Below are 26,642 nucleotides of genomic sequence, written 5' to 3'. Positions count from 1 at the left end.
GGCCGCGTTGCGCCTGCATGACGATCCACTCCACCGACCGACCAGCGAGACCTACGCACCATGCCGAAATTCGCAGCGAATCTCACGATGCTTTTCAACGAAGTCCCGTTCCTCGACCGCTTTGCGGCGGCGGCGGACGCGGGCTTTCACGCCGTCGAATTCCTGTTTCCGTATCCGTATGCGATCGCCGAGCTGAGCGAGCGTCTTCAGCAGAACCGGCTCAAGCTCGTGCTCCACAACCTGCCTGCGGGCAACTGGGAAGCCGGCGAGCGCGGCATTGCGTGCCTGCCCGATCGCGTGAGCGAATTCCAGGAAGGCGTGGGCCGCGCGATCGAATATGCGAGCGCGCTGAAGGTGCCGCAACTGAACTGCCTCGTCGGCATTCCCGGCGCGGGCATCGATGCCGACAAGGCGCGCTCGACCATCGTCGATAACCTGCGTTTCGCGGCCGGCGAACTGAAGAAAGCGGGCATCCGGCTGCTCGTCGAACCGTGCAACTCGTACGACATTCCGGGCTTCGCGCTGAACCGCTCGAGCGAAGGTCTTGACGTGATTCGCGCGGTCGGCTCGGACAACCTGTTCCTGCAATACGACATCTATCACATGCAACGGATGGAAGGCGAACTCGCGGCCACGATCAAAAAGAATCTGCCGCACATCGCGCACATCCAGCTCGCCGACAACCCGGGGCGCAACGAACCCGGCACCGGCGAAATCAACTACCCGTTCCTGTTCGATCTGCTCGACTCGATCGGCTACGACGGCTGGATCGGCTGCGAATACAAGCCGCGCACCACCACCACGGCCGGCCTCGTCTGGGTGCAGAGCGTGGCCGGGCAAACGCGCGGCGCCGCGCACGCGGCAGCGTGAGCCAGGCGCGATTCATCTTCACCGCATTGCTCGAACCGGGCGCAGCGCGCCTTTGAAGCACGTCCCCTCGCGGGCGCGCAAACAACACTGGAAACACTGGAGATTCAGACACATGGCAAAGATCGGTTTCATCGGGCTCGGCATCATGGGCGCGCATATGGCGCGCAACCTTCTCAAGGGCGGTCACACGCTGTTCGTGAACGGCGCGTATCCGGTGCCGGAAGACCTGGGCAAGAGCACGAACGTGGTGGCCGATTCCACCGCCGTCGCGCAAGCCGCCGACATCGTCATCATCATGGTGCCCGACACGCCTGACGTTGCTAACGTGCTGTTCGCCGACGACGGCGTCGCCGCCGGTCTGACAGCGGGCAAGCTCGTGATCGACATGAGCTCGATCTCGCCGCTCGACACGCAGGCGTTCGCGAAGAAGATCAACGCGCTCGGCGTCGACTATCTGGATGCGCCGGTGTCCGGCGGCGAGGTCGGCGCACGCGAGGCCACGCTCACGATCATGGTCGGCGGCCCCGAAAAAGCGTTCGCGCAGGCCAAGCCGCTCTTTGAACTGATGGGCAAGAACATCTCGCTGATCGGCGATAACGGCGCGGGTCAAACGTGTAAGGTCGCGAACCAGATCATCGTCGCGTTGAACATCGAGGCCGTGGCCGAAGCGCTGCTGTTCGCGTCGCGCTCGGGCGCCGACCCGGAACGTGTACGCAAGGCATTGATGGGCGGCTTCGCTTCGTCGCGCATTCTCGAAGTACATGGCGAGCGCATGACGAAGCGCACGTTCAATCCGGGCTTCAGGATTGAACTGCATCAAAAGGATCTGAACCTGGCACTCGACGGCGCACGCAAGCTAGGCATCGCGCTGCCGCATACCGCAAGCGCGCAGCAACTGTTCAGCGTGTGCGCAGCGAACGGCGGCAAGGCGTGGGATCACTCGGCGATGGTTCGCGCGCTCGAGATCATGGCCAACTATGAAGTCGCGCAGGCGCCGGATAGCGAGGCGAAAGCGGCCTGATGTCGCAAGGTTGCTTCGCGGCTTGCGGAGCAGCGTAGTAACACCGATTGCCGCCGACGCCGCTTCCTTCGGCACGTCACGGCAATCCAATGTGGGGCGCCTGTTCCGTCGCGCGGCATCGCGGCGGAGCGGGCAAATCGAGCCGCTCTGGGCTGAGAGCGGCAAAGTGGGGTCCGCAGCGGCACCCGGCGGCGCCGGGGAAGCCTTGGTCGGTCAGACGTCGTCGTCGGGTGTCCGGCTGTCGGATTCATCGTTATGCGCTTTCCGCCAATCTCTCGCAGCAGGTGCGCCATGCGCGCCGCCTGCCAGCGCCTGTCTTTGCAGATTCCCTCGCACGTTGGCTCGCAAGTCCGCTTGCATTTGCTTGCAACTCCGCGTCCGCGGCACGACCTTTTTTGACACTTCGGTCCGCGCTTTTCTCCTACACTCCCTGAGTCTGGTTGCAGCGTATCGGCGATCACGTACGGCTTGCCGATCATTGCAGCGCATGTGCCCTGCTTCGTTCGCCCGAGTCGAAACGACTTGCAACGACTCGCAACCAGTGTTCAACCCGTGAGCGGTATGTGCTTGCGCCGGTAACCCATCTGCAAAGGATTCAGAATGAGCATCTTTGGTGACATCGTGAACAAGCTCTTCGGCAAAGCGAAGCCCGACCAGCCCGCACCGGCAGTCGAGCCGACACCGGACCCGGCAGCGGCGCAAGCTGCCGCACCGCAGGCTGCACCGGCGCCCGCGCCGCTGGCCGATGTGGACGTCGCTGCCGTGATGGACCAGTTCGTCAGCGAGAGCGGCCAAACGTTGAACTGGCGCACGTCGATCGTCGACACGCTGAAGGCGCTCGGCGTGGACAGCAGCCTCGAGCATCGCAAGGAACTCGCACGCGAACTGAAGTACAGCGGCGACACGAACGATTCGGCGAGCATGAATGTCTGGCTGCACAAGCAGGTAATGCAAGCGCTGGCGGCGAACGGCGGCAAGTTGCCCGCGGATCTGGCGGACTGACGTCCATCGCGACAAACGTCAAGCTCAAACGATAACGCGGCGCCAGGTCGATGACCTGAGCGCCGCGTTGTCATTTGACGTTCATCTGCGGGACACGTTTCCGACTTTGAATCGGGCCGCTCGCGCGAGATCGATCAGTACGTATCGAACGCCTTTTGCAGTGCAACCGGCCCCGCGCCGCCCGCGGCCAACGCGAGCATCAACAGCACGCGCGCCTTGTACGGATTGAGCGAGCCGGCGCTGACGAAACCGAGTGCATCGTCGGCGGCTGCGCCGTTGCGCATCACATGTCCCGAACCCACGCGCGACGAACGCACGACGGCGACGCCCTGCGACGCTGCATCGGCGAGTGCCTGCGCAAGCGACGCGTGAATCGAACCGTTGCCCGTGCCCGCCACCACGATGCCGCGCACGCCGGCTGTCACGAATGCATCCACGGCGATACGCGATACGCCCGCATAGCTCGCGACGATCTCCACATGCGGCCAGTTCGCGCCGATCACGAACTCGGTCGCGCGCGTATGCGGACGCACGACGCTGCGCTGAAACTCGACGCGCCCGTCCTGCACCCAACCCAGCGCGCCAATTTCCGGCGACTGGAACGCATCGACGGCATAGGTGCTCGTCTTGACCACGTCGCGCGCGCTGTGAATCCTGTTGTTGAACGCAACCAGCACGCCCTGCCCGCGTGCGGCCGGATTCGCTGCAACGGTGACCGCATTCAGCAGATTGAGCGGACCGTCCGCCGACAACGCCGACGCCGGACGCATCGCGGCGGTCAGCACGACCGGCTTATCCGACTTGACGGTCAGATGCAGCAGATAGGCCGTTTCCTCGAGCGTGTCCGTGCCGTGCGTGATGACGACGCCGTCGATGTCGTCGGCGGCAAGCAGCGTGTTGACGCGTTGCGCGAGCGTGGTCCACAGCGGCATCGCCATGTCCTTGCTGTCGATGCTCGCAATCTGCTCTGGCGCGATGCGCGCCACCGTCGACAACGCCGGCACCACGGAGAGCAATTGTTCGACGCCGACCACGCCGGCCTGATAGCCGGAAGTGTTGGTGGCGTCCGCGGCGGCGCCGGCAATCGTGCCGCCGGTCGCCAGCACGGCGATGCGCGGCAGCGGCGCCGCAGCGCTTGACGAAGAGGAGGAAGTCAGTGTGTTCATGGCGGCGATTGTAAGCGATGATGCGCCGCCCTCTCGCGCCGTTGAAGTCCTCACAAACCCTTTGGTTGCTTAAGCGGATCGTTTAGGCAGATCGCTTAAGCAATCGCGCGCTCACACCGCCTCGCGCAATTGCACGGCGATTTCCGCCTCCGTCAATTGCGGCGCGAACATCTCGATCAGCCGATACGCGTACGCGCGCAGGAACGCGCCCTTGCGCAAGCCGACGCGCGTCGTGCTCGCTTCGAACAGATGCTGCGTATCGAGCGCGACCAGTTCCGTGTCGCGCTTCGGGTCATAGGCCATTGCGGCCACCACGCCGATGCCCATGCCGAGTTCGACATACGTCTTGATCACGTCGGCGTCGATCGCGGTCAGCACCACGTCGGGCAGCGCGCCCGCTTTCGCGAACGCCTGGTCGATATGCGAGCGGCCCGTGAAGTCCTGGTCATACGTGACGATCGGGAATTCGGCGATTTCGTCGAGCGTCAGATTCGGGCGGCCGACGAGCGGATGATCCTTCGGCACGACCACGACGTGATGCCACGAATAGCACGGGAACGTGACGATGTCCGGGAAACGGTCGAGCGCCTCGGTCGAGATGCCGATGTCCGCCTCGCCGTTGATGATCATCTGCGCGATCTGCTGCGGGCTGCCCTGACGCAGCGCGAGATGCACCTTCGGAAAGACCTCGGTGAACTGGCGAATCACTTTCGGCAACGCGTAGCGCGCCTGCGTGTGGGTGGTCGCGACCACGAGGTGGCCGCTGTCCTGATCCGCGAACTGGCGCGCCACGCGGCGCAGATTCTCCGCGTCGAGCAGCATCCGCTCGATCAGTTGATGCACCGCCTTGCCAGGTTCCGTGAGGCCGGTGAGCCGCTTGCCGCGTCGAATGAAGATGTCGACGCCGAGTTCGTCTTCCAGATCCTTGATCTGTTTCGATACGCCCGACTGCGACGTGTACAGCACGTTCGCCACTTCGGTCAGGTTCATGTTCTGACGCACGGCCTCGCGCACGAAGCGCAGTTGCTGGAAGTTCATGTTGAAGTGTCCGGTTCAGCGAAAATTGAATTATTGGAGTGGGTCGCGTTGGATCGAATCGGGTTGCGCATGCGTGCTGAGCCGCTCATTGCGCCGGAAATACGCGCAGCGCGCGCGGCACGGCCGTCACGCCGTCGCCGACCGCGAGTTGCAGCTCGCGCCATGATTCGCGATCGAGTTCGGCTTCGAGCAGATGGCCTTCGCGGCCCGCGAGTTCCACTCGCACCGAGCCGCCCAGCGTCACGACACGCCGCACATCGACGACGATACCTTCGCGGTGCCCCGCCGACTGCGGATACAACTGCAGATCGTGCGGACGCACATAGGCGAAAGCCGGGCCGCTGAAGTCGGTGCTGATCGCAACCGGCAACGCCGCGCCGTCCACCACGAAACCCCTTGCGTCGACCTTGCCGTGCAGCCGGTTGGCCGCGCCGAGAAACTCATAGACGAACGAAGTCTGCGGATGGTCGTACACGTCTTGCGGACTGCCGACCTGCTCCACGTGTCCATGATTCAGCACGACGATGCGGTCCGCCACTTCGAGCGCCTCTTCCTGATCGTGCGTGACAAAGATCGTCGAGATATGCAGGTCGTCGTGCAAACGCCGCAGCCAGCTACGCAGTTCCTTGCGCACCTTGGCGTCGAGCGCGCCGAACGGTTCGTCGAGCAGCAGCACTTTCGGTTCGACGGCAAGCGCGCGAGCGAGCGCGATGCGCTGCCGCTGGCCGCCCGACAGCTCCGACGGATAGCGTTGCGCGAGCCAGTCGAGTTGCACGAGCTTCAGCAGCTCATGCACCTTTTCGCGGATCACCGCTTCCGAAGGCCGCTCTTTCCTCGGCTTCACGCGCAGCCCGAACGCCACGTTCTCGAACACCGTCATGTGACGGAACAGCGCGTAATGCTGGAACACGAAGCCCACTTCGCGCTCGCGCGCGCCGACCGTGGCGACGTCCTGGCCTTGTAGTTCGACCTGTCCGCCATCCGCGTATTCGAGGCCTGCGATCACCCGCAGCAAAGTGGTCTTGCCACAACCCGAGGGCCCGAGCAGCGCAACCAGTTCGCCCGGCGGAAAATCGAGCGAGACGTTATCGAGCGCGACGAAATCGCCGAAGCGCTTTTGCAGGTTACGTACGGTGATACCCATTACAGCTCTCCTTGCTTGAGCGGGTGTTGCTGCGAGACTGATGTTTTGAGCGGCCTGGAGCCAGACGACGAGGCCGACGACGACGCTGGGGACGACGACGCCGACAGCGCCGACGGCAGCGTGACAGGACCAGCATGTGCGGGCACGTCGCGCACGTCCGACAGCTCCGCCGACATATGACGCTCGGCGAGCAGCTTGAGCGCGAGCGTCACGAGCGCGAGCAACGCCAGCACCGACGCCACGGCAAACGCCGCCGAGAAGTTGTATTCGTTGTAGAGAATTTCGACGTGCAGCGGCATCGTGTCGGTCTGCCCGCGAATGTGGCCCGACACCACCGACACCGCGCCGAATTCGCCCATCGCCCGCGCGTTGCACAGAATCACGCCGTACAGCAGGCCCCATTTCACATTGGGCAGCGTGACGCGGCGGAAAATCTGCCAGCCGGACGCGCCGAGCACATGCGCGGCTTCTTCCTCGTCGTTGCCTTGCGCCTGCATCAGCGGAATCAATTCGCGCGCGACGAACGGGAACGTGACGAAGATCGTCGCGAGCACGATGCCCGGCACCGCGAAAATAATCTGTATGTTGTGCGCCTGCAGCCACGGACCGAACCAGCCCTGCGCGCCGAACATCAACACGTAGATGAGACCCGAGATCACCGGCGACACGGAAAACGGCAAATCGATCAGCGTGGTCAGCAGCGCCTTGCCGCGAAACTCGAACTTCGCGATGCACCACGAAGCCGCGAGGCCGAACACGAGATTGAGCGGCACCGCGATCGCCGCGGTGATCGCCGTGAGCTTGATGGCGGCGAGCGCATCCGGGTCCGCGAGCGACTCCAGATAGAAGCCGAGCCCCTTGCTCAACGCCTGATAAAACACCGCGACGAGCGGCACGACGAGAAAGAGCGCGAGAAACAGCAGCGCGATGCCAATGAGAATCCAGCGCACCACGGGCGGCTCAGTCACGGGGTCGGGCCGGCGCGCGGCAGTCAGCGGCGCGCGTGCGGGCGCGGCATGCGCGTCAATGCTTTCGGCGCTTTCGGCAGGCTTGAGGGTTTCGACAGACTGGCGGCTCATTGCACACCTCCGCCAATCGCCGCGACGCTCGTCACGCTCGCTGCGGGCGCAGGACCGGAACCGCCGCGGCTCGTGCGCCGCTGCAAGTACCACTGCAACGTGTTGATGAAAAGCAGCATCAGGAACGAGACGACGAGCATCACCACGGCAAGCGCGGTCGCGCCTGCGTAGTCGTATTGCTCGAGCTTCGTGATGATCAGAAGCGACGTGATCTCCGACTTCATCGGCACATTCCCGGCGATGAAGATGACCGAGCCGTATTCGCCGAGCGCCCGCGCGAACGCGAGCGCGAAGCCCGTCAGCAACGCCGGGAAAACCGCCGGCAGCACGACGCGGCGAAACGTCAGCCAGCGCGACGCGCCGAGGCAGGCGGCGGCCTCTTCCTGTTCGCGCTCGAACTCCTCGAGCACCGGCTGCACCGTGCGCACGACGAACGGCAAGCCGATGAACGTCAGCGCGACCAGCACGCCCACCGGCGTAAAGGCGACCTTCAGGCCGAGCGGCTCGAGAAACTGTCCGATCCAGCCGTTGCCCGCATAGACAGCCGCGAGCGAAATGCCGGCGACCGACGTCGGCAGCGCGAACGGCAGATCGACCACCGCGTCGACGATGCGCTTGAACGGAAACGTGTAGCGCACCAGCACCCACGCGACCAGAAAGCCGAACACCGCGTTGATCAGCGCGCCGCCGAGCGCGGAAAAAAACGTCAGCCGGTATGAAGCAAGCACGCGCGGCGAGCTGACCGCGCGCACGAACTGGCTCCAGTCGAGGGTCGCCGTTTTCAGAAAAGTCGCCGCGAGCGGAATGAGCACCACGAGGCTCAGATAAGCCACCGTGATGCCGAGGGTCAGGCCAAAACCGGGCAACGCGCTCGGCTTTCGGAAGGTCAACGTCGTCATGCTCGTACTCTTTCAGTTGATGCTCGTGTTGCAGGCCTCGGCGTCCCGATCGGCCAAAAGCGCGCCCGCGGCGCGCTCCTTCACGACGCCTGACGGCGCGTCGCGTTTGCCCTGTCCGCGCCGGGTTGCGGCGCGGACCTGGACGATGCTACTTACTGCGGCTGATAGATCGAATCGAACACGCCGCCGTCGGCAAAGTGCGTCTTTTGCGCGTTGGTCCAGCCGCCGAACGAATCGTCGACCGTGTAGAGCTTCAGCTTCGGAAACTTCGCGGTCAACTCGGCCGGCACCTTGTTCGAACGCGGACGGTAGAAGTTCTTCGCGGCGATTTCCTGGCCTTCCTGGCTGTACAGGAAGTTTAGATACGCCTCGGCGAGCTTGCGCGTGCCGTGCTTGTCGACGACCTTGTCCACCACCGCGACCGGCGGCTCGGCCAGAATACTCACCGACGGCACGACGATTTCGAACTTGTCCGTGCCGAATTCCTTGATCGACAGGAACGCCTCGTTTTCCCACGCGATCAGCACGTCTCCGATCCCGCGTTGCACGAAGCTGGTGGTCGCGCCGCGCGCGCCCGAATCGAGCACGCCCGCATTCTTGTAGAGCTTGCCGACGAATTCCTTGGCCTTCTGGTCGTTGCCGCCCGGCTGATGCGCGGCGTACGCCCACGCGGCCAGGTAGTTCCAGCGCGCGCCGCCCGAGGTCTTCGGATTCGGCGTCACGATCGACACGCCCGGCTTCGTCAGATCGTCCCAATCCTTAATGTGCTTGGGGTTGCCCTTGCGCACCAGGAACACGATCGTCGACGTATAAGGCGATGCGTTGTCGGGCAGGCGCTTCTGCCAGTTCTTGTCGATCAAGCCCTTGTTGGCGAGCGCGTCGATGTCGTAGGCGAGCGCAAGCGTCACGACGTCGGCCTGCAGGCCGTCGAGCACCGAGCGAGCCTGCGCGCCCGAGCCGCCATGCGACTGCTTGAACGTGATGGTTTCGCCGGTCTTCGCCTTCCACTCCTTGCCGAACGCCTGGTTCACGTCCTGATAGAGCTCGCGGGTCGGGTCGTAGGAAACGTTCAGCAGCGTGTTGTCGGCGGCTTGCGCCTGGCCGATTGTGCCAATTACGCCGAGCGCGGCCGCCGCGCCGAATGCGAGCGCGGCGATGATGCTCCGCGCCTTATGGGTAGTCCGTGCCCGCCCCGTGTTCCGATGATTCATGTCCTGTTCTCCGCGTGTTGGTCCGCTAAAGCTGCGAGTGGTGTTGTTTTGCGTCGGGTCACGTGCACATGAGCGCGACTGGAGGCCAGTCTATCGAAGGGCTTTCATCATTAAAAATAATGTTTCCTCATTTTTTAATACGCAAAAGTGGTAATGGCAGCCAGACAAGGCGTTGCGGCATGCAAACCGATGTTTTGACGTCGATTGACGACGTTGCAGCGCGGTGCTTGAGCGCGAACTTAAAGTAAAGCTTGAATTGCGCCGAATACTGTATAAAAATACAGTCACCTGTTCATACATACAGTGGCGCCATGACAAAACTCACCGCACGACAGCAGCAGGTTTTCGATCTGATCCGCCGGGCGATCGAACGCACCGGCTTTCCGCCCACCCGCGCGGAGATCGCCGCCGAGCTGGGCTTCAGCTCTGCCAACTCGGCCGAAGAGCATTTGCGGGCGCTTGCCCGCAAGGGCGTGATCGAACTCGCCGCCGGCGCGTCGCGCGGCATCCGTCTGCTGCCCAGCCAGGACTTCGGACAGGACGGCACCCAGCATCAGTTCACGCTGCCGCATCCGAGCATCATGCAACTGTCGCTGCCGCTCATCGGGCGGGTCGCGGCCGGTAGCCCGATCCTCGCGCAGGAACATATCGCGCAGCACTATGCGTGCGACCCGGCGCTGTTCTCGAGCAAGCCCGACTACCTGCTGAAGGTGCGCGGCCTGTCCATGCGCGACGCGGGCATCTTCGACGGCGATCTGCTCGCGGTGCAGAAAAGAAGCGAGGCGAAAGACGGCCAGATCATCATTGCCCGCCTCGGCGACGACGTCACGGTCAAGCGCCTGAAGCGCCGGCCGAACGGTATCGAGCTGATCGCCGAGAACCCCGATTACGAAAACATCTTCGTTGAGACAGGCAGTGCGGACTTCGCGCTGGAAGGCATTGCTGTCGGTCTGATTCGCCCCGGCGAGTTCTGATCGCGCCTGCCGGGTTGGTCGCCTGTCAGTACACCGTACACAGGCGGATCAACCCTCGCCTGCCACTCACTACCGCAGCACACACGTTGAATCGCCCGGAGAGCCTCATGGAACGCCTTGCCCGCCTGTTGCCGTTTCGCCAGTTCGGCCGTTTGCGCCATCTGCGCAAGCTGGTGCCCTGCTCACTGATTGAAGCATCCACGGCCGCCACTGCGTCGCTGTTCGATTCGCCGGTGAACGGCTCCGGTGCGCATGCCGCTTCGTCATCCTTACAGGCGTCTTTGTTGCCGTCGTCGTTGCCGGCGTTCGCGCGGGTGTCGCTGAATTCCGGGCTCAACACCGCGGAGCCGGCGCGTCGCGCGCCGGTGCGGGTTTATCACGGGCCGTCGCGGCTCATCATGGTCGGCACCATGGACGCGGTGTGCAGAATGATCGACCGTTGCATCGCCGACGAAACCAACGTCCAGGGCGCGGTGTTCGAGTCCTGATGTGCGGTAAGGTGTGCGGGCGCGTTGCGGGAAACGTCGTTCGTCGCATCGAACGGGAATCATGAGTGGGGATCGTTTCGGCGCAACGCCGGTCCACGTTCGATCTCACCTGATGGAGAATCCCGGCCCATGGCAGCAGTATCAATACGCAAGAAGCGCGGTGCTCGTCCGCTTGTCGTCGCGCTGATCGTCATCGCGATAATCGCCGGCTTGGGCTTTGGCTATGCATCGCCGTATATCGCGCTCAACAACCTCAAACGCGCCGCCGACGCGCGCGACGCGCAGACGGTGAATCAGTACGTCGATTTCCCGGCGTTGCGCGAAAGCCTCAAGCAGCAGGTGACGGGTTTGCTGACGCGGCGGCTCGACTCGCGCGGAAACGGCAACCCATTGGCCGCGATCGGCGCGATGATCGGCGTCGCATTGATCGGCCCGCTAGTCGATGCGTATGCGACGCCCGACGGCGTGGCCGCGTTGCTCAACGGCATGCCGCCGCGCGGCGTACCGGGCGAACGGCCGCCCGCGCCGCCGGCTGCGAGCAATCCGGCTGCGGCAAATGGACCTGCGCCGGCAGCGCCGGGCAGCGCTAATAGCGCGGATCAAAGCGGCGCGGATCAAAGAGCCGGCAATGGCGCCAACTCCGGTGGAGAAGGCAACGCGGCGCATGGCGCCACGCCGCCGCAGCCGCCGGAAACCACCGCCGGTTATCGCGGCATCAACGAATTCGTCGTTACATACCAGCACGGCGCCGGCGACGCGCGTTACTCCGCGATCTTCCTGCGCGAAGGCCTGTTCACATGGAAGCTGGCCGCGGTCAATCTGAACGAGTGAGCGGGAGCGCGGCGCTTGGGCGTTGAAGTTCGCGAATTCGACAGCCGCACTCGCGCCGCGAAGGTCGCAAGCGCGAGCCGTGTGCTCAGGCCGCCTCTTGCTGCTGCTCCTGCGCCGATGAACACGCCACCAGGATACTGCACGACACGCGATCGAGCAGCGGCGTGTTGCCCGCGCCCATCCACCATCGGGACAAGCCGGTGCGGCAGCGGTGGCCGACCACTACGAGGTCGACATGCAGTTCATTGGCCAGATTGGCGATCTCGTCGATCGGATGGCCGAACGCAAAGTGCCCTTGAGCCCGCACGCCGCGCTCCGTCAGCCAGTCCACGCCTTCTTGCAGGATGTCCCGCGCGGTCTTTTCGAAGCTGCCGCACGCGACGTCGGTCAGCAGGCCCGCGCTTTGCGCGATGCTCGAGCGCATGTCCACGACCGAGAGCAGATGCGTTTCCGCTTTGAGGTCCAGCGCAAGATCGGCGCCGCAGCGCAGCGCTTTGCGGCCTTCACGCGAGCCGTCGTAGCACAGCAGGATTTTCTGGTAGCTCGCCATGGTATTTCCCCTTTCCGCAAAAGCGCGGTCTGAGTTAATCATGGTGCGCCGCAATTCAGCTTGCAAGGGATGGAAAACGCTAAGTGCGACTCGTGCATGCCCCTGCCCTGTGCATGCGAGCTTCGCGCCGTTGCGACAGCGTCGGCGGCGTTCATGCGGCGGTGCAAGAAGCGGCTCCGACCGCGCGCCGCAGCGGCCACCCGTTCGCAGCCGATGGCCTAGAATGAGCAGCCTTCCCGGCCATTCGCGCCTTTTCCATGACGTCGATCTCATTCATGCCCGATACCGCCATCCAGTTCGATCAGGTTGAAAAAAGCTACGGCGAAAAGAAGGTAGTCGACGGACTGTCGTTTCACGTCGACACCGGCGAATGTTTTGGCCTGCTCGGACCAAACGGCGCGGGCAAGACGACCACGCTGCGCATGCTGCTCGGCATCGCCGCGCCGGACGCCGGCGCGATCCATCTGTGCGGCGAGCCGATTCCAGGCCGCGCGCGCGTAGCGCGGGCACGCGTCGGCGTCGTGCCGCAGTTCGATAACCTCGACCCGGACTTCACCGTCCGCGAGAACCTGCTGGTCTTCGGCCGCTACTTTGGCCTGAGCGGCGCGCAATGCCGCGCAATGGTGCCGTCGCTGCTCGAATTCGCGCGTCTGGAAAGCAAGGCCGACGCGCGCGTGAGCGAGCTGTCGGGCGGCATGAAGCGGCGCCTGACGCTCGCGCGGGCGCTCGTCAACGATCCCGACGTGCTGATCATGGACGAGCCGACCACCGGCCTCGACCCGCAGGCGCGGCATCTGATCTGGGAGCGTCTGCGCTCGCTGCTCGCGCGCGGCAAGACGATCCTGCTGACCACGCATTTCATGGAGGAAGCCGAGCGGTTATGCGACCGGCTGTGCGTGATCGAAGAAGGACGCAAGATCGCGGAAGGTGCGCCGAGGGCGCTGATCGAATCGGAAATCGGCTGCGACGTGATCGAGATTTTCGGCCCCGATCCGCTCGCGTTGCGCGACGAACTCGCGCCGCTCGCGCAGCGCACGGAAATCAGCGGCGAGACGCTTTTCTGTTATGTGAACGACGCGGCGCCGGTGCACGCGCGGCTCAAGCAGCGCGCGGATCTGCGCTATCTGCATCGTCCGGCGAATCTGGAGGATGTGTTCCTGCGGCTCACGGGCCGCGAGATGCAGGACTGACTTTCGTCGATACCGCACGAGATACCGAAAGAGACACTAGAGAATCACGGCACCAAACCCCGCACGAGACACGCAATGGATGCACGCACCTACCGAAGCAACGAAGCGAGGCCGCCGAGCCAGGCGCTGCTCGCCGCACTGCCCGCCAACGCGGTCAACTGGATCGCCGTGTGGCGCCGCAACTACCTCGTGTGGAAAAAGCTCGCGCTCGCGTCGATGTTCGGCAATCTCGCCGATCCGATGATCTACCTGTTCGGCCTCGGCTTCGGCCTCGGATTGATGGTCGGCCGCGTGGATGGCGTGTCGTATATCGCGTTCCTCGCCGCGGGCACGGTCGCGTCGAGCGTGATGATGTCGGCGAGCTTCGAGTCGATGTATTCCGGCTTCTCGCGCATGCACGTACAGCGCACGTGGGAAGCGATCATGCACACGCCGTTGACGCTCGGCGACATCGTGCTCGGCGAAGTGATCTGGGCGGCCAGCAAGTCGGTGCTCTCGGGCGTGGCCATCATGCTGGTGGCGGGCGCGCTCGGCTACGCCAGTTTTCCGTCGATGCTGCTGGCGCTGCCCGTCATCGTACTGACGGGACTGGCGTTCGCGAGTGTCGCGATGGTGGTGACCGCGCTCGCCCCGTCGTATGACTTTTTCATGTTTTATCAGACGCTGGTGTTGACGCCGATGCTGCTGCTTTCGGGCGTGTTCTTCCCGATCTCGCAGTTGCCCGCCGCGGCGCGCGGTGCGGCGCAAGTACTGCCTTTGGCACACGCCGTCGATCTGCTCCGCCCGGCGATGCTGGCGCGCCCGCTCGATAACGCGTTATCGCATGTCGTCGTGCTGACGGTTTATGCGGTAGGCGGCTTTGTTGTGTCGGCGGTGCTGTTCCGGCGCAGGATGATGAAGTAGCGGACGGCTTCGCGCGCGTTCCTCCAAAGGAGCCGGCGCCCGCGAATGAACGTGCATGACGATGATGGCGATGCCGCGGACTCAGTCCTCGTCGTCGGTCCACGGAATGTCGACGTCCGAGATAAACGCGACCGTCGCGAACGGGCCGCCTTCATGCCGGCCGATCTTGCCGTCGGCACGCTGCCACTCCACGCGAAACACGGTGCCGGGGTCGTCGGCGATCAGGCGCACGGTGCGGATCTCGTCGGGATCGGCGTCTTCCACGGGACCGTCGAGCGAGATTTGCAGCTCTTGCGGCCACAGGCCGTCGGCGGGATCGTAAATCTTGTCGCCGTCCGGGATCAGCGTGAACGCCTCTACGCCGATGGTCGCCGACGCCTCGACGATCATCTTGGCCAGCGCGCGCAGCAACGCAGTCGCCCGCGCCGAATTCGCCTGACGGATTGCAAGATCCCCGCGCGTCAGCGCCTGCTCGAGTTTTGGGTTTGTTTTTTGTTGAGCCATTCGATGTCCTGGTCCTGGTGCTGTGTTTTGTGCAGCGCGGCGGAACAACCGCCGCGGCTGCCGATTCACGGGCCGAGTCGCATTATTCGCGCGCGCCGTTAACTTACGACGTGCCGGATAAGAAGGACAAGCCCGTACTGCTCACCACAGTTTAGGTCGTGATTTGCCGACAGGCAGGCACATTTGCCTTTCGTTGCATGTCCGTGCGAACTCAGGGCGCGGGGTTCGGCTGCAACTGATGCAACGCGTCGATTTCATCGAGCACGTCTTGCGAGAGCTTGACGTCGACGCTCGCAATGTTCTCCTTCAACTGATCGAGCGATGTCGCGCCGATCAGATTGCTCGTCACGAACGGCCGGCTGTTCACGAACGCGAGCGCGAACTGCGCGGGCGAGAGGCCATGCCGCTTCGCCAGCTCGACGTAGCGCGTGGTGGCCTGAACCGCTTGCGGCTTGCTGTAGCGCTGGAAGCGCTCGAACAGCGAAATGCGCGCGCCTGCCGGACGCGCGCCGCCTTCATACTTGCCCGACAGCCAGCCGAACGCGAGCGGCGAATACGCGAGCAAGCCGATGTTGTCGCGATGCGCGTACTCGGAGAGCCCGACTTCGTAAGTGCGATTAAGCAGACTGTACGGATTCTGAATACTGACGATGCGCGGCAAGCCGAGCTTCTCCGACGCGCGCAGGAACTGCGCGACGCCCCACGGCGTTTCGTTGGAGACGCCGACATGGCGCACCTTGCCCGCCTTGACGAAATCGGCGAGCACGGAGAGCGTTTCCTCGATAGGCACCGTGTATTCGTCGTCGACCCACGGATAGGCCGGGCGGCCGAACGTCATCGTGTTGCGGTCGGGCCAATGCAACTGGTACAGATCGACGTAATCGGTTTGCAGGCGCTTAAGGCTGTCGTTGAGCGCCTCGGTGAGATTCTTGCGGTCGAACTGATTGGTTTCGCCGCGGATATGACGCGGATTGTGCGGCTGACGCGCGGGTCCGGCGATCTTGGTGGCCAGCACGATCTTCTCGCGTGCGCTGCGATGCTGCGCGAGCCAGGTGCCGATAAAGCGCTCGGTGGAGCCTTGCGTTTCCGCGCGCGGCGGCACCGGATACATCTCCGCGGTATCGATCAGGTTGACGCCGTGATCGAGCGCGTAGTCGATCTGCGCGTGCGCCTCCTGCTCGGTGTTCTGCTCGCCCCACGTCATCGTGCCGAGCCCGATCAGGCTGACCTGTACATCCGAATCGCCGAGTCTGCGGTATTCCATTGAACCTGTCCTATCGGTTGTATGAACATAAACCGCTGACGTTACCACGCCCGCGCGATGCCTGCAGCACAGCTAAAATGCCGTCGTCGCGGGCGTCTGAAGATGCGCCGCGCTCAACCTTCCTTGCGTCGATCGAATCACGATGAATCCCGAACACCTCGAGTTGCTGGTCACGCGCGTCATGCCCTACGGCAAGTACAAGGGCCGCCTGATCGCCGACCTGCCTGGCCACTACCTCAACTGGTTCGCGAGTCAGGGCTTTCCGCCCGGCGAGATCGGACGGCTGCTTGCGTTGATGCATGAGATCGATCACAACGGTTTGTCGTCGCTGATCGAGCCTTTGCGCAAACGCTAAAGGCGTGGGCCGCGCTGTAACGCGACGACACAAATACGGCTGAACTCCCGGACGCGCGATCTTTCTGACTCTTTAGTGAGGACGTATGGGGACGGGAGACGATCGTGAGCAGACTCTTTGCATCGATGGCATGGCTGGCGATTGCAGCGGGCGTGAGCGGATGCGCGGTCGCGCCCGGCTATGACTACGGCTACGCGCAGCCGTATTACCCCGACTATGGTTATGCGTACGGCGCGCCATACGCACCGTATGCGCCGGTATACGGCACGGTCGGGATCTGGGGCGGCTGGGGTGGCTCCTGCTGCTACCACGGCGGCGGCGGGCACTGGCGCGGCGGTGATTGGCATGGCGGCCACGGCGGTGGCGGCGGGCATGGCGGCGGTTATGGTGGATCGCGCGGCGGCAGCTCGTGGAGTGGTGGCGGCGGGCATGGCGGACGGAGTCATTGAGGCTCGCAGCTCATGCGACGATGGTTGCCGCGATCCGTGCGGTAGAACAAAAGCGGCGTTGTGGTTTCTCACGACGCCGCTTGCAAATGCCTACTGAAGCTTACCGCTGAAATTCTTCGGGTCGCTACGGGGCTCGCAAACGACCCGAACTCAATCGTAATTTCTGCAAGAAGCCGGACCGGGCGGCCGCGCCATGCCTGCGCTCGAGCCGCTGAAATCCTTACCAATTCATGTAGACTCGTCCGCACCGATCCTAAGAAAGATATGGGACATGGGCCTCTACAACATCGCGCCGTACTTTGTCGTCATGGCGGCGTTGTGCTGCCTGTTTGCGCTGCCCATATTCAGGTTTGTGGACACTGTCGGTGGAGACTCCGGGAGAGTCGTCACCATCGACGGCTTGCGCGGATTCCTGGCTCTGTCCGTCATGATCTACCACGGCCTGATCAGCTATAACTACCAGGCGAATGGCCAATGGATCGCGAGCGACTCCCTTTTCTACAGACCGCTTGGCGGCGTCGCGGTGATGCTCTTTTTCATGATCACAGCCTACCTGTTCTGGACGCGCCTATTGAAGCGTGACGGTCGACCGGACTGGAAAGGACTTTATATCGGTCGTCTTTTCAGGATCGGCCCGCTTTACGTCTTTTCCATTCTGGCAATGACTCTCATCGTATTCTGGCGAACCGGCTTTGAACTGCGAGAACCGTTGGATTCAATGGTCTCGAATCTGGGCCGGTGGTTCGCGCTCGGCCTGAACGACGATATGAAACCGATTAATGGATTCCCGTGGACTATATTCATCCTGATGGGAGTCACATGGAGTATCAAATATGAATGGTGGTTTTACTTCTCACTGATCATCACTGCAATATTTATTCAGCTGAGAATGCACCTGACTTTTGCGGTCGTCGGTCTGGCCGCGTCGTTCGCCCTGATTCTCACAACGCAGTCTGACCTGTGGTGCCTTCCTGCCGCGTTTTTTTGTGGCATCTTGACCGCATCGCTGTTGCACGAGGGCATCAAGCCGCGGCTCAGCGCTAACTGGATGTCGATCATGGCGCTTACCGCATTAGCGATAATGTTCTCGTTCGCCAGGACACACGCGGGCGTGATCCAGATCGCCCTGATTGGGATTGCCTTTTACCTGATTTGCAGCGGCGCCGACCTGTTCGGCCTGCTTTTGCTGCGGCCCGCGCAGCGCATGGGGCACATCAGCTATGGAATCTACCTGTTGCAAGGCATCCCACTGACGCTTCTTTTCTGGCATGCGCCATTCAAAGCCTGGGCGCTTTTCTCGCCGACGCATTATTGGACAGCGCTACTGATCTGCGCAGCAGTTTTGTGTGTCGCTGCATCGATCACATTTGCGGCAATCGAACGGCCCTTTATCGAACTTGGAAAATCGCTAACTCGCATAGGCAAGCGCGATGCAGTCAAAATCGAGCCGACGCAATCGCCGCAAAGCGTCGGCTCGATGATGAACAAAAACCAGAAATACAAACGCTAGTTCTTTCTCCTGTCCGAGAAATGCGGCGCGGTGTCTACTTGCCCGCGCATTAACGCCGTCAGGCAGCGCAACGGCTGCTGGCGATGTGCGATGGCGGAAGGGATTACCCGTTTGTGTTCGACCTCGGCTATCGGTCTCAAAGCATACGCGAAGCACCCTGTATGAAGAAGGCATCCGGTCCTCGCCATGCAACGACCCGGGGCATCAAGTGTTGGCCGAATTGGTCGCGTAGCGACTACAGTCGGCGATGCATTAGGCGTGCGTCGACTAATAAGTGTACTATCCCGGTCCGGGTTATTACACTTTCTTACAACGTGATAAAAATAATTTCTGTTGCATGCTTTCTCGCGTGCACCTGCGCCCATGCAGCGGGACCCGAGTGTTACATCACAGATCCGAAGCTGCCTCAATCCTGCGTCGTCGACCCAGCCGCACTGAACCGGTCGGTTATCCAATACGGAGACGATTCGCGCCTTTGGAAAGTTTTCGAGAAAGCCCGGGCGGGTAAACCGATAACCATTGCCGCGATCGGCGGCTCAATCACGCAAGGTGCATGGGCGACGAGTCAGGAAAAAAACTATGTGGGCCGCGTGTTCGGCTGGTGGCGAGCGACCTTTCCGAAAAGCAGGATGAGGCTTGTCAATGCCGGGATCGGCCAGACGAATTCCGAATACGGCGACAAGCGCCTGCAGAAAGACCTACTGAGATACAAGCCAGACTTCGTAATTACCGAGTGGGCAAATAACGATGCCATCACTCCAGAGATGAGAGCGAGCTACAAGCGAGTCGTGCAGCGCATCCTGGCTGCGCCCAATCATCCAGCCGTACTGATGCTTTTCACGATGGATCGTAAGTGGTCAAGCGCGGAAGACAACCAGATCCCAATCGGTCGGGAACTCGGCGTGCCAATGATCGCCCTGCGAGAGGCCATCATGCCTTTGGAGAAGGCCGGGAAATTCGATCCCATGGAGCGCACAGCGGACCCGATCCATCCTAATGACCTTGGCCATCAGATCATCGCTCAGCTTGTCGCATACCGCCTCCAGTCCGGGCTCAACAATATGCACGCGACGTTGTCGGCGAGCAAGTGACAGGAGCACTTATCAATGACACTCGATGATGCTCTCCGGCGTGAAAATAACAACGCGGATCTGTTTCGTTTGATCGCCGCCCTGGCGGTGATATGGGGGCACGCTTTCGGGCTGTCTCCTCGCGAGGGCGAGCATGAGCCAATCGGAGCGCTTTTGGGTTTCGACTACTCCGGCTCGCTTGCGGTCAAGTTTTTCTTCTTCCTCAGTGGGATTCTCGTCACGTCTAGCTGGCTTCGCCAGCCGTCGCCAGTGAAGTTCGCCGTCGCCCGAGTATTCCGCATTTTCCCGGCGCTCATCGTGAGCGGCTCCATTTGCATGCTCGTCATCGGCCCCATGTTGACCTCGCTACCTTTAGGCCAATATTTCGGGAACACCTGGATGTACATCCACATTTTCAAGCAACCCTATATGGGTTACGTGATGCCGGGCGTGTTCCAGAATAATGCATACCAGGATGCGAATGGCTCGCTTTGGACAATCTGCTATGAGCTCCTCATGTATGCAGCGTTACTGGCGCTTGCCATGTGTGGTTTATTGCGATTGAAGGTCGTTGCGGCATTTGCTTGCGGTGCAGTGATCGTTTGGTTTTTGTATCGACCAGACAGCATCTCAATCTTTGGCTTGCCCAACAACAATGATGCTGGACGCCTACCGGCGTTCTTTTCATTTGGCGTCTTGCTGGCACTCTTCAAGGAAAAAATCCGCATCGACGCGCGAGTGGTCCTCGGTACCTATCTCCTTGCATGGCTGCTTCGAGACGGACCAGTGTTTGAATACGCGTTCTATGCTGCCTTCCTGCTGACGCCGCTATGGCTGATGACACTGAGGCCCATCAAAGCGCTTAAACTTCCCGGAGACTATTCATACGGGGTTTACGTTTATGGATGGCCGATACAGCAAACGATCACTGCTTTATTTCCTGACATTAGCCTGCAGCAAAATCAGCTTTTCTCAATTGCTGTGGCTATCGCTGTCGGTGCTGCTTCATGGCATTTTCTCGAGAAGCCTTTCGTCAAAGTCGGGCACCGCCTTCCGGACGTTCTTCAAGCAATCCGACCGATGGTGCCGACCCGCTGGTTTTCAGGATGAAGAGTGTTACATCACCGCCGCTTTTTACCAACCGCAGGTTGGCGTCATTGATGCAATGCGCAGATCATGGCTACGACGAGCACATCAATCCGCTGATGGCTCACATCGCCGAGATCTGCCGTGCCGACAAGATTGCATTCGGTCTCGTTCTTCGGTCTGGCGACATCTTGCAGTAGGCGTCAAACGCCGGGTTTTGCTTGGGCTCCCGTTGCCATCGCCAATCTAATAGTCGTAGTACTCGACCAAATTAACGAGCGGCTGCACCCCTAACGTCGAAATCGTTTTATTCCCCGGTCTCTCTAGCCGGCTTATGTCGACTGCGTAAGTGCGCAGAACGAAAAAAAGCCCGCAACGGTGTGCGGGCTTAATTCCGAAACTTCCAACTGCTTGATACCGCTGAATTCTTTGGGGTGGCTGATGGGGCTCGAACCCACGACAACAGGAATCACAATCCTGGACTCTACCAACTGAGCTACAGCCACCACTGACATCTGCTTTGACTCGCCGGAAACAACTAAAAAACCCGGGTCACCAACGAAGAAACGAGATTATACGAACACAAACGGCGTTTGCCTAGCCCTTTATTCAAAAATCTCGACAGGCTCACGCAGATGCTGTCTCGCCTCGTCGAAGATCGCGAGGTCGCGTGCCGCGAGCCGTTTGCTGTCCGACAGAACGCGCCGCCAGCCGCGCGCCCCCGCCTCGCCGCGATAGAGGCCGAGCGCATGACGCGTGATCGCGCCGAGATACGTGCCGCGCGCCATCTCGGCCGCGCAATACTCGATCAATTGCGCTTCCACCTGCTCGCGCGTGAGCGGCGCCTGCGTCGAACCATAGAAGCGCGCGTCGACGTCAGCCAGCAGATACGGGTTGTGATAGGCCTCGCGCCCGAGCATCACGCCATCGACGTGTTGAAGGTGCGTCTCCACTTCGTCGAGCGTCCGGATTCCGCCGTTGATGATGATCTCCAGGTGCGGGAAGTCGCGCTTCAACTGATAGGCGTATTCGTACTTGAGCGGCGGAATTTCGCGATTCTCTTTCGGGCTCAGACCTTTGAGAATCGCGTTGCGCGCATGCACGATGAAAACATCGCAGCCGGCCTCTGCGATCGTGCCGACAAAGTCGCGCACGAAGCCGTATTCCTCGACGGCATCCACGCCGATCCGGTGCTTGACCGTGACCGGCACCGACACCACGTCGCGCATCGCCTTCACACAGTCCGCCACGAGTTGCGGCTCGTTCATCAGACACGCGCCGAATGCGCCGCGCTGCACGCGCTCAGACGGGCAGCCGCAATTCAGGTTGATTTCGTCGTAGCCCCAGTGCTCGCCGAGCTTCGCCGAGCGCGCGAGATCGTCCGGCTCGCTGCCGCCGAGTTGCAATGCGACGGGCGCTTCGTCGGGCGTAAACGCCAGATGGCGCGGCACATCGCCGTGCAGCAGCGCGCCGGTCGTCACCATTTCCGTGTACAGCCACGTATGGCGCGAAATCATGCGATGAAGCGACCGGCAGTGGCGATCGGTCCAGTCCATCATGGGGGCGACGCTGACGCGGCGCGGACTGGCGGGACGAGCTGAAGACATGGGCGGTAACGACTTGAATCGAAACCGCAATTTTACCGCAACGCGGGAAGCGGCCGGCGTCGGTGCCCCTCGACTGCCCGATAAACCCTTGCAAGATCAGGTATTTGGACTCCGGCCAACGCACAGGAAAGCCGCGGAAAGCAGGGTCGAACCACTGCTAAGCCATATGCGGCGCGGCTCTGACGGATTATTTCAGCAGCGAGAATAGTAATTTCAGATTATCGGCACAAATTTTCGATAGTAGGGGTATACACTGCATTCCATCGACGTAGCAGACACAGCCCACGGCTTCCTGCCACGCCATCCTGAAAATCGAAATCCTGGAGGTACATCATGAAGACCAAATTTATCGCTGCCTTGCTCGTCGCTGTTTCCGCTTCCGTCGCTGCACCGGCTTTCGCAAGCGGCTACGGCCCGGCACCGTTCTATCGCCCGTCCGTCGGCGCACCGGCTTCGCAACAAGGCCAGAACGCGCAAACCGTCGCGGCCGAACGTGCTAACGCCGGCTCGACCGCTTACGGCGGCGTGAACAACGTGTCGTCGCAATCGGGCACCCGCGAACCGGTTTCCGGTCCGCAATCGGTGTTCTTCGGCCACTAAGCACTCGCCGTCGACCCTCCTGCCCCTGCTGCCCAGGTGGCAGCATGCGAACTGGGCGCTGCATCGGATTCCGGTGCGGCGCCCAGTTTCGTTTACGGGAATGAATCGCCACCCACCGCGCGTTACGCCGCCCCTTCTTCCGGCGCCTCACAAAAGCGGATGCGATTGCCAAACGGATCGGCGACTTCCAGCACTTTGCCCCACGGCAGCGCGTCGACACCCGGCTTCGCGTACTTATAGTCCTTCGCATCGAGCTCGGAATGCAGCGCGTCAATCTCCCGTACCGGCACGAAAATCGTCGAGCCGGGCGTCGCGTCGCCATGATGTTCGCTGAGGTGTAGAACCAGATCGGAGCGCCGCACTTGCGCATACAACGGGAAGTTGTCGCCGAAACGGTGTTCCCAATCGACGCTAAAGCCCAGGAAATCCACGTAGAACTCGCGGGCTTTGTCCTCGGAGAAGATGCGGATGATCGGCACAGCAGGCGCAAGATGCATGACGAGGCTCAGCGAGTCGGAATGAGCCGCCAAGCATAGTCGAATACGTTGCCGATTTCACGCGCCGCCGCAATCAAGCCGCGAGCCCCGCGTCGATCACGTCGCGCGCCGCGCGAAAGCCGGCCTCGGCGGCGGCGTGCTCGGTGGGCCAAAGACTGTCGATATGCACGAGCCGCCAGTCGACCACCACCGCGCTCTCGCGCAGCACGCGGAAATGCGCCTTGACGCCGGTGAGCACCTGTTCGACCGCGACTTCGATGTCGTAGTCCTGATAGCGCTCCTTGTAATCGCCCATGTCGAGGCCCGTCGGCTCCATCTTCACTTCCCCCTTCACTGCGGTTCCAATCGCCGTTTATCGCGCGCGAACGCGCCGGCACCGGCGGCAGCGCGGTGCGCTGCAACCTGCCCTTGCCAACCCGCTTGCGGCTCGTTCGAACAAGGTCGCGCAAACGTCGCCCGTCGGTTCGCTCAGTCGCAATCGCCGGAAAGGTACTGCCTGCCGTTGCAGGTGATTTCGACTTCGTCGCCGCTCGATTCGGCGACGAGTCCGCTCGCCAGCAACTGCGCGGTGACGGACTGCGGGAATTTCGGCGCCGGCTGGCCGACGCCCACTTCGTTCAGGCGCCGCAACGCTTCGATTGCTTCGGGACTCAATGACTTCGACATGGCGGTCTCCGTCGACGTGACTGAATTTATCGTAGCAAGTTTCGAGAGCGAATGGAGGCGCATTGGCGCATCGTCACGAGCGAATGGCTCGCGCGTGAATTTTCGCGGGCGACGCCGGTCTACCGGGAAAACCCATGCAACCCGAGCAGACGCGAGGAACGCAAAAGGAGAAGGCGATGAAGCGAAGCACTCTGGCCGCGCTAAGCGCAGCCGCCGCGCTGCTGGCGCTGGGCGCGAGCGGAACGGCGGCATCGGCGACGCCAACGACGACCAACGCGGCAGGCTCGACCACGCCGCCCACGCAAGCAGCGCAACCGGCCGACGCCGCATCGTCGATGGTAAAGCCGCCCGAGTCGGCATCAGGCGCGACCGGCTCGAGCAATCCGGACAACATGCCGATCAAGCGTCCGCGCAAGCCCACCAACGACAAAATGATGCACGAGCCGCCCGCGAGCGGCGCGAACGCGAAATAGCGCGGCGCTTACAGGCGCGCGATCGAGACCTCCGTCGACTTGACGAGCGCGACGACTTCCGAGCCGACCTGCAGCTCGAGTTCGTCGATGGAGCGCGTCGTGATCACGGAGGTCACGATGCCGAACGGTGTGTCGACATCGACTTCGGACACGACCGGTCCGCGGATGATTTCCTTGACCTTGCCTTTGAACTGATTGCGTACGTTGATTGCGGAAATGCTCATTGCGAGTGACTCCAGGGAAAGCGATTAGATTCAGTCAGTCAAGGATGTCAGATGGCCCAACGGACATCTGTTGGCCGCGTGAAACGGCCTGCGTTGCCAGCGTTACCTGCACCACGTGCGTCGCGCGAATCGTGCGCCTCCTCGCGCAACGCGTCGTCGTTCGGCGCATTTTTCAGCACGCGCTGCAGCACATGCTCTTCGAGCGCGGCAAAACCCGCGGACGCACGCGCCCGCGGACGCTCGAGCGGCACCGGCTGATCGAGCGCGATGCGCCCTTCTTCGATCAACAGGATGCGATCGCCTAACGCGACGGCCTCGTGCACGTCGTGCGTGACGAGCAGCGCGGTGAACTTGTGCTCGCGCCATAGGCGCTCAATGAGCGCATGCATTTCGATGCGCGTCAACGCGTCGAGCGCGCCGAGCGGCTCGTCGAGCAGCAGCAATTGCGGACGATGCACGAGCGCGCGGGCCAACGCGACGCGCTGACGCTGACCGCCGGAAAGCTGCGCGGGCCAGTCGTTGGCGCGCTCGAGCAAGCCGACTTCGGCAAGCACCGCGCGCGCGTCGTCGCGCGCGCCGCGCGGCAGGCCGAGCATCACGTTTTGCAGCACGCTCTTCCACGGCAACAGACGCGCGTCCTGGAACATGATCCGCGTGTCGAGCGGCCGGCCGTCTTCGGCGCGTTTTTCGAGCACGCCGGCGCTCGTCTTCTCGAGACCGGCGACGAGCCGCAGCAACGTCGATTTACCGCAGCCGCTGCGGCCGACAATCGCGACAAAACTGCCGCGCTCGATCGACAGATCGAAGTCCGTCAGCACCTTGCGTTCGCCATACTGCTTGCCGACGCCGCGCAGCTCGACCGAGTAATCGGCTGTGCGGGTTGTGCGGGTTTTTCCGTTCGCGTCCCTTGCATCTTCGCGCGCCACGGCGCCCGCCTGCTCCGCCGCCCGTCGCTCATTGCGCACCTGACGACGCGCACGCTCACGCTCATCGAGATCCGCGGCGACATCCGCGTTGTGATCCGCGACGCGCGCCTGCGCCAGCTCGACCTCCAGATCGCGGCCCGCGATGCCGCCGAACGTCGTCGACAGTGTCGTTGCGCTCATGCCTTACCTCCACGTTGATAGGCCGGATGCCAGCGCAGCGACACGCGCTCGAGGCTCTTCGCCAGCACGTCGGCGATCTTGCCGAGCGCCGCGTACAGCAGAATGCCGACCACGACGACATCGGTTTGCAGGAATTCGCGCGCGTTCATCGTCATGTAGCCGATGCCCGATTGCGCCGAAATCGTCTCGGCGACGATCAGCGTCACCCACATCAGCCCGAACGCGAAGCGCACGCCGACGAGAATCGACGGCAGCGCGCCCGGCAAAATCACGTGCCGATAGAGCGCTACGCCCTTCACGCCGTAGCTGCGCGCCATCTCGATCAGATTCGAATCGACCGAACGGATGCCGTGGAACGTGTTCACGTAGATCGGGAAAAAAACGCCGAGCGCGACGAGGAACACCTTCGCCTGCTCCTCGATACCGAACCACAGAATCACGAGCGGGATCATCGCCAGCGCGGGAATATTGCGGATCATCTGCACGGTCGAATCAAGCGCGATTTCGATCGGCTTGAAGAGACCGGTCGCGAGCCCGAGCACGAGACCGATTCCACCGCCGATCGCAAAACCGGACACCGCGCGCCACGTGCTGACCTTCACGTCCGCCCACATTTCGCCCGACTGGATCAACGACCACGCCGCCTTTACCACCGCGAGCGGCTCAGGCAGAACGCGCGTGGACAGCACGCCGCTGCGCGCGGCGGCTTCCCAGGCGAGCAGAATCAGAAGCGGTGCGACCCACGGCGCAAGCGACGCGCCGACTTGCCGCAACGACCCGAAAGCGGACCGCAGCGCGGGCCGGAAAGCCGCGCCGCCCCGCGCGCCTTCATCGCGTTGCGCACTCACAGTGGATTGAGTCATGT

General features: G+C 62.4%; 31 protein-coding genes and 1 tRNA gene. 15 read left to right on the top strand and 17 right to left on the bottom strand.

What is annotated here, in order from left to right; translation table 11 throughout:
• Positions 1 to 60 precede the first annotated feature (60 nt).
• From hyi to C8K18_RS12675, 3 genes are all read left to right on the top strand, one after another.
• On the top strand, positions 61 to 870 hold the full coding sequence (gene hyi, locus C8K18_RS12685) for a hydroxypyruvate isomerase (RefSeq protein WP_006048818.1): 810 nt from the start codon (positions 61 to 63) through the stop codon (positions 868 to 870).
• Positions 871 to 982: 112 nt separating this feature from the next.
• A complete protein-coding gene (locus C8K18_RS12680) occupies positions 983 to 1,891 on the top strand; it encodes a 2-hydroxy-3-oxopropionate reductase (protein WP_006048817.1) in 909 nt (302 codons plus the stop codon).
• A 600-nt stretch (positions 1,892 to 2,491) separates the two neighbouring features.
• Positions 2,492 to 2,893, top strand: a complete 402-nt coding sequence (locus C8K18_RS12675) for a DUF3597 domain-containing protein (RefSeq protein WP_006048815.1) — start codon at positions 2,492 to 2,494, stop codon at positions 2,891 to 2,893.
• Between the two features lie 134 nt (positions 2,894 to 3,027).
• Here C8K18_RS12675 and C8K18_RS12670 read toward each other — a convergent pair whose 3' ends face one another.
• The 6 genes from C8K18_RS12670 to C8K18_RS12645 form a co-directional block, all read right to left on the bottom strand.
• Positions 3,028 to 4,059, bottom strand: coding sequence for an asparaginase (locus tag C8K18_RS12670; RefSeq protein ID WP_107707675.1), 1,032 nt, complete (start codon positions 4,057 to 4,059; stop codon positions 3,028 to 3,030).
• Between the two features lie 111 nt (positions 4,060 to 4,170).
• Positions 4,171 to 5,097 carry a CysB family HTH-type transcriptional regulator gene (locus C8K18_RS12665; RefSeq protein WP_006048813.1) on the bottom strand — a complete coding sequence of 309 codons (927 nt, stop codon included), beginning with the start codon at positions 5,095 to 5,097 and terminating at the stop codon, positions 4,171 to 4,173.
• Between the two features lie 85 nt (positions 5,098 to 5,182).
• A complete protein-coding gene (locus C8K18_RS12660) occupies positions 5,183 to 6,241 on the bottom strand; it encodes a sulfate/molybdate ABC transporter ATP-binding protein (protein ID WP_107707674.1) in 1,059 nt (352 codons plus the stop codon).
• Complete coding sequence (cysW, locus tag C8K18_RS12655; protein WP_181324884.1) at positions 6,241 to 7,320, bottom strand: sulfate ABC transporter permease subunit CysW; 1,080 nt, start codon at positions 7,318 to 7,320, stop codon at positions 6,241 to 6,243. The genes C8K18_RS12660 and cysW overlap by 1 nt, the downstream gene beginning before the upstream one ends.
• Positions 7,317 to 8,219 (bottom strand): sulfate ABC transporter permease subunit CysT, encoded by a 903-nt coding sequence (cysT, locus tag C8K18_RS12650; RefSeq protein WP_006048810.1) that lies wholly within the window; start codon positions 8,217 to 8,219, stop codon positions 7,317 to 7,319. Before cysT ends, cysW begins: the two co-directional genes overlap by 4 nt.
• A 152-nt stretch (positions 8,220 to 8,371) precedes the next feature.
• The gene (locus C8K18_RS12645) at positions 8,372 to 9,430 is read right to left on the bottom strand and encodes a sulfate ABC transporter substrate-binding protein (RefSeq protein WP_107707673.1); all 1,059 of its coding nucleotides are present in this window, start codon (positions 9,428 to 9,430) and stop codon (positions 8,372 to 8,374) included.
• 311 nt (positions 9,431 to 9,741) lie between these two features.
• On the opposite strand from C8K18_RS12645, the gene lexA reads away from it, so the two are divergent.
• The 3 genes from lexA to C8K18_RS12630 all read left to right on the top strand — a co-directional run bounded on the left by lexA (position 9,742) and on the right by C8K18_RS12630 (position 11,723).
• On the top strand, positions 9,742 to 10,404 hold the full coding sequence (lexA, locus tag C8K18_RS12640; protein ID WP_006048808.1) for a transcriptional repressor LexA: 663 nt from the start codon (positions 9,742 to 9,744) through the stop codon (positions 10,402 to 10,404).
• Between the two features lie 107 nt (positions 10,405 to 10,511).
• A complete protein-coding gene (locus C8K18_RS12635) occupies positions 10,512 to 10,892 on the top strand; it encodes a hypothetical protein (RefSeq protein WP_006048807.1) in 381 nt (126 codons plus the stop codon).
• 129 nt (positions 10,893 to 11,021) lie between these two features.
• Positions 11,022 to 11,723, top strand: coding sequence for a DUF2939 domain-containing protein (locus tag C8K18_RS12630; protein WP_107707672.1), 702 nt, complete (start codon positions 11,022 to 11,024; stop codon positions 11,721 to 11,723).
• A gap of 85 nt (positions 11,724 to 11,808) precedes the next feature.
• Here the strand turns inward: C8K18_RS12630 and C8K18_RS12625 are convergent, their stop codons facing one another.
• Positions 11,809 to 12,273 carry a universal stress protein gene (locus C8K18_RS12625; RefSeq protein ID WP_006048805.1) on the bottom strand — a complete coding sequence of 155 codons (465 nt, stop codon included), beginning with the start codon at positions 12,271 to 12,273 and terminating at the stop codon, positions 11,809 to 11,811.
• Positions 12,274 to 12,548: 275 nt separating this feature from the next.
• Here C8K18_RS12625 and nodI point away from each other — a divergent pair, with 275 nt between their 5' ends.
• On the top strand, positions 12,549 to 13,463 hold the full coding sequence (gene nodI, locus C8K18_RS12620; RefSeq protein WP_006048804.1) for a nodulation factor ABC transporter ATP-binding protein NodI: 915 nt from the start codon (positions 12,549 to 12,551) through the stop codon (positions 13,461 to 13,463).
• Positions 13,464 to 13,538: 75 nt separating this feature from the next.
• The gene (locus C8K18_RS12615; protein ID WP_107707671.1) at positions 13,539 to 14,366 is read left to right on the top strand and encodes an ABC transporter permease; all 828 of its coding nucleotides are present in this window, start codon (positions 13,539 to 13,541) and stop codon (positions 14,364 to 14,366) included.
• An 81-nt stretch (positions 14,367 to 14,447) separates the two neighbouring features.
• Here the strand turns inward: C8K18_RS12615 and C8K18_RS12610 are convergent, their stop codons facing one another.
• Positions 14,448 to 14,870 carry a hypothetical protein gene (locus C8K18_RS12610; protein WP_006048802.1) on the bottom strand — a complete coding sequence of 141 codons (423 nt, stop codon included), beginning with the start codon at positions 14,868 to 14,870 and terminating at the stop codon, positions 14,448 to 14,450.
• 211 nt (positions 14,871 to 15,081) lie between these two features.
• Complete coding sequence (locus tag C8K18_RS12605) at positions 15,082 to 16,134, bottom strand: NADP(H)-dependent aldo-keto reductase (RefSeq protein ID WP_006048801.1); 1,053 nt, start codon at positions 16,132 to 16,134, stop codon at positions 15,082 to 15,084.
• A gap of 142 nt (positions 16,135 to 16,276) precedes the next feature.
• On the opposite strand from C8K18_RS12605, the gene C8K18_RS12600 reads away from it, so the two are divergent.
• The 5 genes from C8K18_RS12600 (at position 16,277) to C8K18_RS12580 (ending at position 20,628) form a co-directional block, all read left to right on the top strand.
• Positions 16,277 to 16,489: a DUF3820 family protein gene (locus C8K18_RS12600; RefSeq protein ID WP_006048800.1), complete on the top strand. Its 213-nt coding sequence runs from the start codon at positions 16,277 to 16,279 to the stop codon at positions 16,487 to 16,489.
• Between the two features lie 104 nt (positions 16,490 to 16,593).
• Positions 16,594 to 16,938 (top strand): hypothetical protein, encoded by a 345-nt coding sequence (locus C8K18_RS12595; protein WP_107707670.1) that lies wholly within the window; start codon positions 16,594 to 16,596, stop codon positions 16,936 to 16,938.
• Positions 16,939 to 17,209: 271 nt separating this feature from the next.
• Positions 17,210 to 18,448, top strand: a complete 1,239-nt coding sequence (locus tag C8K18_RS12590) for an acyltransferase (protein WP_035570657.1) — start codon at positions 17,210 to 17,212, stop codon at positions 18,446 to 18,448.
• 314 nt (positions 18,449 to 18,762) lie between these two features.
• Positions 18,763 to 19,539 carry an SGNH/GDSL hydrolase family protein gene (locus tag C8K18_RS12585; RefSeq protein WP_258196111.1) on the top strand — a complete coding sequence of 259 codons (777 nt, stop codon included), beginning with the start codon at positions 18,763 to 18,765 and terminating at the stop codon, positions 19,537 to 19,539.
• Between the two features lie 15 nt (positions 19,540 to 19,554).
• Positions 19,555 to 20,628 (top strand): acyltransferase, encoded by a 1,074-nt coding sequence (locus C8K18_RS12580; protein WP_107707669.1) that lies wholly within the window; start codon positions 19,555 to 19,557, stop codon positions 20,626 to 20,628.
• A gap of 406 nt (positions 20,629 to 21,034) precedes the next feature.
• On the opposite strand, the gene C8K18_RS12575 is transcribed toward C8K18_RS12580, so the two are convergent.
• Positions 21,035 to 21,110, bottom strand: a tRNA-His gene (locus C8K18_RS12575).
• Positions 21,111 to 21,209: 99 nt separating this feature from the next.
• A complete protein-coding gene (dusA, locus tag C8K18_RS12570) occupies positions 21,210 to 22,211 on the bottom strand; it encodes a tRNA dihydrouridine(20/20a) synthase DusA (protein WP_107707668.1) in 1,002 nt (333 codons plus the stop codon).
• A gap of 333 nt (positions 22,212 to 22,544) precedes the next feature.
• Between dusA and C8K18_RS12565 the strand changes: the two genes are divergently transcribed.
• On the top strand, positions 22,545 to 22,811 hold the full coding sequence (locus C8K18_RS12565; RefSeq protein ID WP_029971350.1) for a hypothetical protein: 267 nt from the start codon (positions 22,545 to 22,547) through the stop codon (positions 22,809 to 22,811).
• Between the two features lie 122 nt (positions 22,812 to 22,933).
• Here C8K18_RS12565 and C8K18_RS12560 read toward each other — a convergent pair whose 3' ends face one another.
• The 3 genes from C8K18_RS12560 to C8K18_RS12550 form a co-directional block, all read right to left on the bottom strand.
• On the bottom strand, positions 22,934 to 23,308 hold the full coding sequence (locus C8K18_RS12560; RefSeq protein WP_029971349.1) for a glyoxalase superfamily protein: 375 nt from the start codon (positions 23,306 to 23,308) through the stop codon (positions 22,934 to 22,936).
• A 73-nt stretch (positions 23,309 to 23,381) separates the two neighbouring features.
• On the bottom strand, positions 23,382 to 23,624 hold the full coding sequence (locus C8K18_RS12555; RefSeq protein ID WP_006048792.1) for a DUF6566 family protein: 243 nt from the start codon (positions 23,622 to 23,624) through the stop codon (positions 23,382 to 23,384).
• 152 nt (positions 23,625 to 23,776) lie between these two features.
• On the bottom strand, positions 23,777 to 23,974 hold the full coding sequence (locus C8K18_RS12550) for a hypothetical protein (protein ID WP_006048791.1): 198 nt from the start codon (positions 23,972 to 23,974) through the stop codon (positions 23,777 to 23,779).
• A gap of 176 nt (positions 23,975 to 24,150) precedes the next feature.
• Between C8K18_RS12550 and C8K18_RS12545 the strand changes: the two genes are divergently transcribed.
• Entirely contained in the window at positions 24,151 to 24,447 is a 297-nt protein-coding gene (locus tag C8K18_RS12545) for a hypothetical protein (protein ID WP_029971346.1), read from the top strand.
• An 8-nt stretch (positions 24,448 to 24,455) separates the two neighbouring features.
• Here the strand turns inward: C8K18_RS12545 and C8K18_RS12540 are convergent, their stop codons facing one another.
• Genes C8K18_RS12540 through ssuC form a run of 3 tightly spaced genes read right to left on the bottom strand, consistent with a single transcriptional unit; the run spans position 24,456 to position 26,640 of the window.
• Complete coding sequence (locus C8K18_RS12540; protein WP_006048789.1) at positions 24,456 to 24,671, bottom strand: molybdopterin-binding protein; 216 nt, start codon at positions 24,669 to 24,671, stop codon at positions 24,456 to 24,458.
• A gap of 47 nt (positions 24,672 to 24,718) precedes the next feature.
• Complete coding sequence (locus C8K18_RS12535; protein ID WP_107707667.1) at positions 24,719 to 25,777, bottom strand: ATP-binding cassette domain-containing protein; 1,059 nt, start codon at positions 25,775 to 25,777, stop codon at positions 24,719 to 24,721.
• Complete coding sequence (gene ssuC, locus C8K18_RS12530; protein ID WP_053857989.1) at positions 25,774 to 26,640, bottom strand: aliphatic sulfonate ABC transporter permease SsuC; 867 nt, start codon at positions 26,638 to 26,640, stop codon at positions 25,774 to 25,776. The genes C8K18_RS12535 and ssuC overlap by 4 nt, the downstream gene beginning before the upstream one ends.
• Between the last annotated feature and the right edge of the window lie 2 nt (positions 26,641 to 26,642).

The organism is Paraburkholderia sp. GV068, assembly GCF_003058125.1.
In the GTDB taxonomy this organism is placed as follows: Bacteria; Pseudomonadota; Gammaproteobacteria; order Burkholderiales; family Burkholderiaceae; genus Paraburkholderia; species Paraburkholderia graminis.
Note: the sequence above shows the minus strand (reverse complement) of the source record. Positions and strands in the feature narration are given on the sequence as shown.

Coding starts and splice junctions, on each gene's coding strand:
- cysW (WP_181324884.1), bottom strand. CDS start 7,320: ATGAGCCGCCAGTCTGTCGAAACCCTCAAGCCTGCCGAAAGCGCCGAA.
- C8K18_RS12660 (WP_107707674.1), bottom strand. CDS start 6,241: ATGGGTATCACCGTACGTAACCTGCAAAAGCGCTTCGGCGATTTCGTC.
- C8K18_RS12560 (WP_029971349.1), bottom strand. CDS start 23,308: ATGCATCTTGCGCCTGCTGTGCCGATCATCCGCATCTTCTCCGAGGAC.
- C8K18_RS12540 (WP_006048789.1), bottom strand. CDS start 24,671: ATGAGCATTTCCGCAATCAACGTACGCAATCAGTTCAAAGGCAAGGTC.
- C8K18_RS12535 (WP_107707667.1), bottom strand. CDS start 25,777: ATGAGCGCAACGACACTGTCGACGACGTTCGGCGGCATCGCGGGCCGC.
- C8K18_RS12665 (WP_006048813.1), bottom strand. CDS start 5,097: ATGAACTTCCAGCAACTGCGCTTCGTGCGCGAGGCCGTGCGTCAGAAC.
- C8K18_RS12600 (WP_006048800.1), top strand. CDS start 16,277: ATGAATCCCGAACACCTCGAGTTGCTGGTCACGCGCGTCATGCCCTAC.
- C8K18_RS12605 (WP_006048801.1), bottom strand. CDS start 16,134: ATGGAATACCGCAGACTCGGCGATTCGGATGTACAGGTCAGCCTGATC.
- C8K18_RS12610 (WP_006048802.1), bottom strand. CDS start 14,870: ATGGCTCAACAAAAAACAAACCCAAAACTCGAGCAGGCGCTGACGCGC.
- C8K18_RS12550 (WP_006048791.1), bottom strand. CDS start 23,974: ATGTCGAAGTCATTGAGTCCCGAAGCAATCGAAGCGTTGCGGCGCCTG.
- C8K18_RS12590 (WP_035570657.1), top strand. CDS start 17,210: ATGGGCCTCTACAACATCGCGCCGTACTTTGTCGTCATGGCGGCGTTG.
- C8K18_RS12565 (WP_029971350.1), top strand. CDS start 22,545: ATGAAGACCAAATTTATCGCTGCCTTGCTCGTCGCTGTTTCCGCTTCC.
- hyi (WP_006048818.1), top strand. CDS start 61: ATGCCGAAATTCGCAGCGAATCTCACGATGCTTTTCAACGAAGTCCCG.
- C8K18_RS12555 (WP_006048792.1), bottom strand. CDS start 23,624: ATGGAGCCGACGGGCCTCGACATGGGCGATTACAAGGAGCGCTATCAG.
- cysT (WP_006048810.1), bottom strand. CDS start 8,219: ATGACGACGTTGACCTTCCGAAAGCCGAGCGCGTTGCCCGGTTTTGGC.
- C8K18_RS12635 (WP_006048807.1), top strand. CDS start 10,512: ATGGAACGCCTTGCCCGCCTGTTGCCGTTTCGCCAGTTCGGCCGTTTG.
- C8K18_RS12645 (WP_107707673.1), bottom strand. CDS start 9,430: ATGAATCATCGGAACACGGGGCGGGCACGGACTACCCATAAGGCGCGG.
- C8K18_RS12625 (WP_006048805.1), bottom strand. CDS start 12,273: ATGGCGAGCTACCAGAAAATCCTGCTGTGCTACGACGGCTCGCGTGAA.
- C8K18_RS12670 (WP_107707675.1), bottom strand. CDS start 4,059: ATGAACACACTGACTTCCTCCTCTTCGTCAAGCGCTGCGGCGCCGCTG.
- C8K18_RS12630 (WP_107707672.1), top strand. CDS start 11,022: ATGGCAGCAGTATCAATACGCAAGAAGCGCGGTGCTCGTCCGCTTGTC.
- C8K18_RS12615 (WP_107707671.1), top strand. CDS start 13,539: ATGGATGCACGCACCTACCGAAGCAACGAAGCGAGGCCGCCGAGCCAG.
- ssuC (WP_053857989.1), bottom strand. CDS start 26,640: ATGACTCAATCCACTGTGAGTGCGCAACGCGATGAAGGCGCGCGGGGC.
- lexA (WP_006048808.1), top strand. CDS start 9,742: ATGACAAAACTCACCGCACGACAGCAGCAGGTTTTCGATCTGATCCGC.
- C8K18_RS12675 (WP_006048815.1), top strand. CDS start 2,492: ATGAGCATCTTTGGTGACATCGTGAACAAGCTCTTCGGCAAAGCGAAG.
- C8K18_RS12580 (WP_107707669.1), top strand. CDS start 19,555: ATGACACTCGATGATGCTCTCCGGCGTGAAAATAACAACGCGGATCTG.
- C8K18_RS12680 (WP_006048817.1), top strand. CDS start 983: ATGGCAAAGATCGGTTTCATCGGGCTCGGCATCATGGGCGCGCATATG.
- dusA (WP_107707668.1), bottom strand. CDS start 22,211: ATGTCTTCAGCTCGTCCCGCCAGTCCGCGCCGCGTCAGCGTCGCCCCC.
- nodI (WP_006048804.1), top strand. CDS start 12,549: ATGCCCGATACCGCCATCCAGTTCGATCAGGTTGAAAAAAGCTACGGC.
- C8K18_RS12545 (WP_029971346.1), top strand. CDS start 24,151: ATGAAGCGAAGCACTCTGGCCGCGCTAAGCGCAGCCGCCGCGCTGCTG.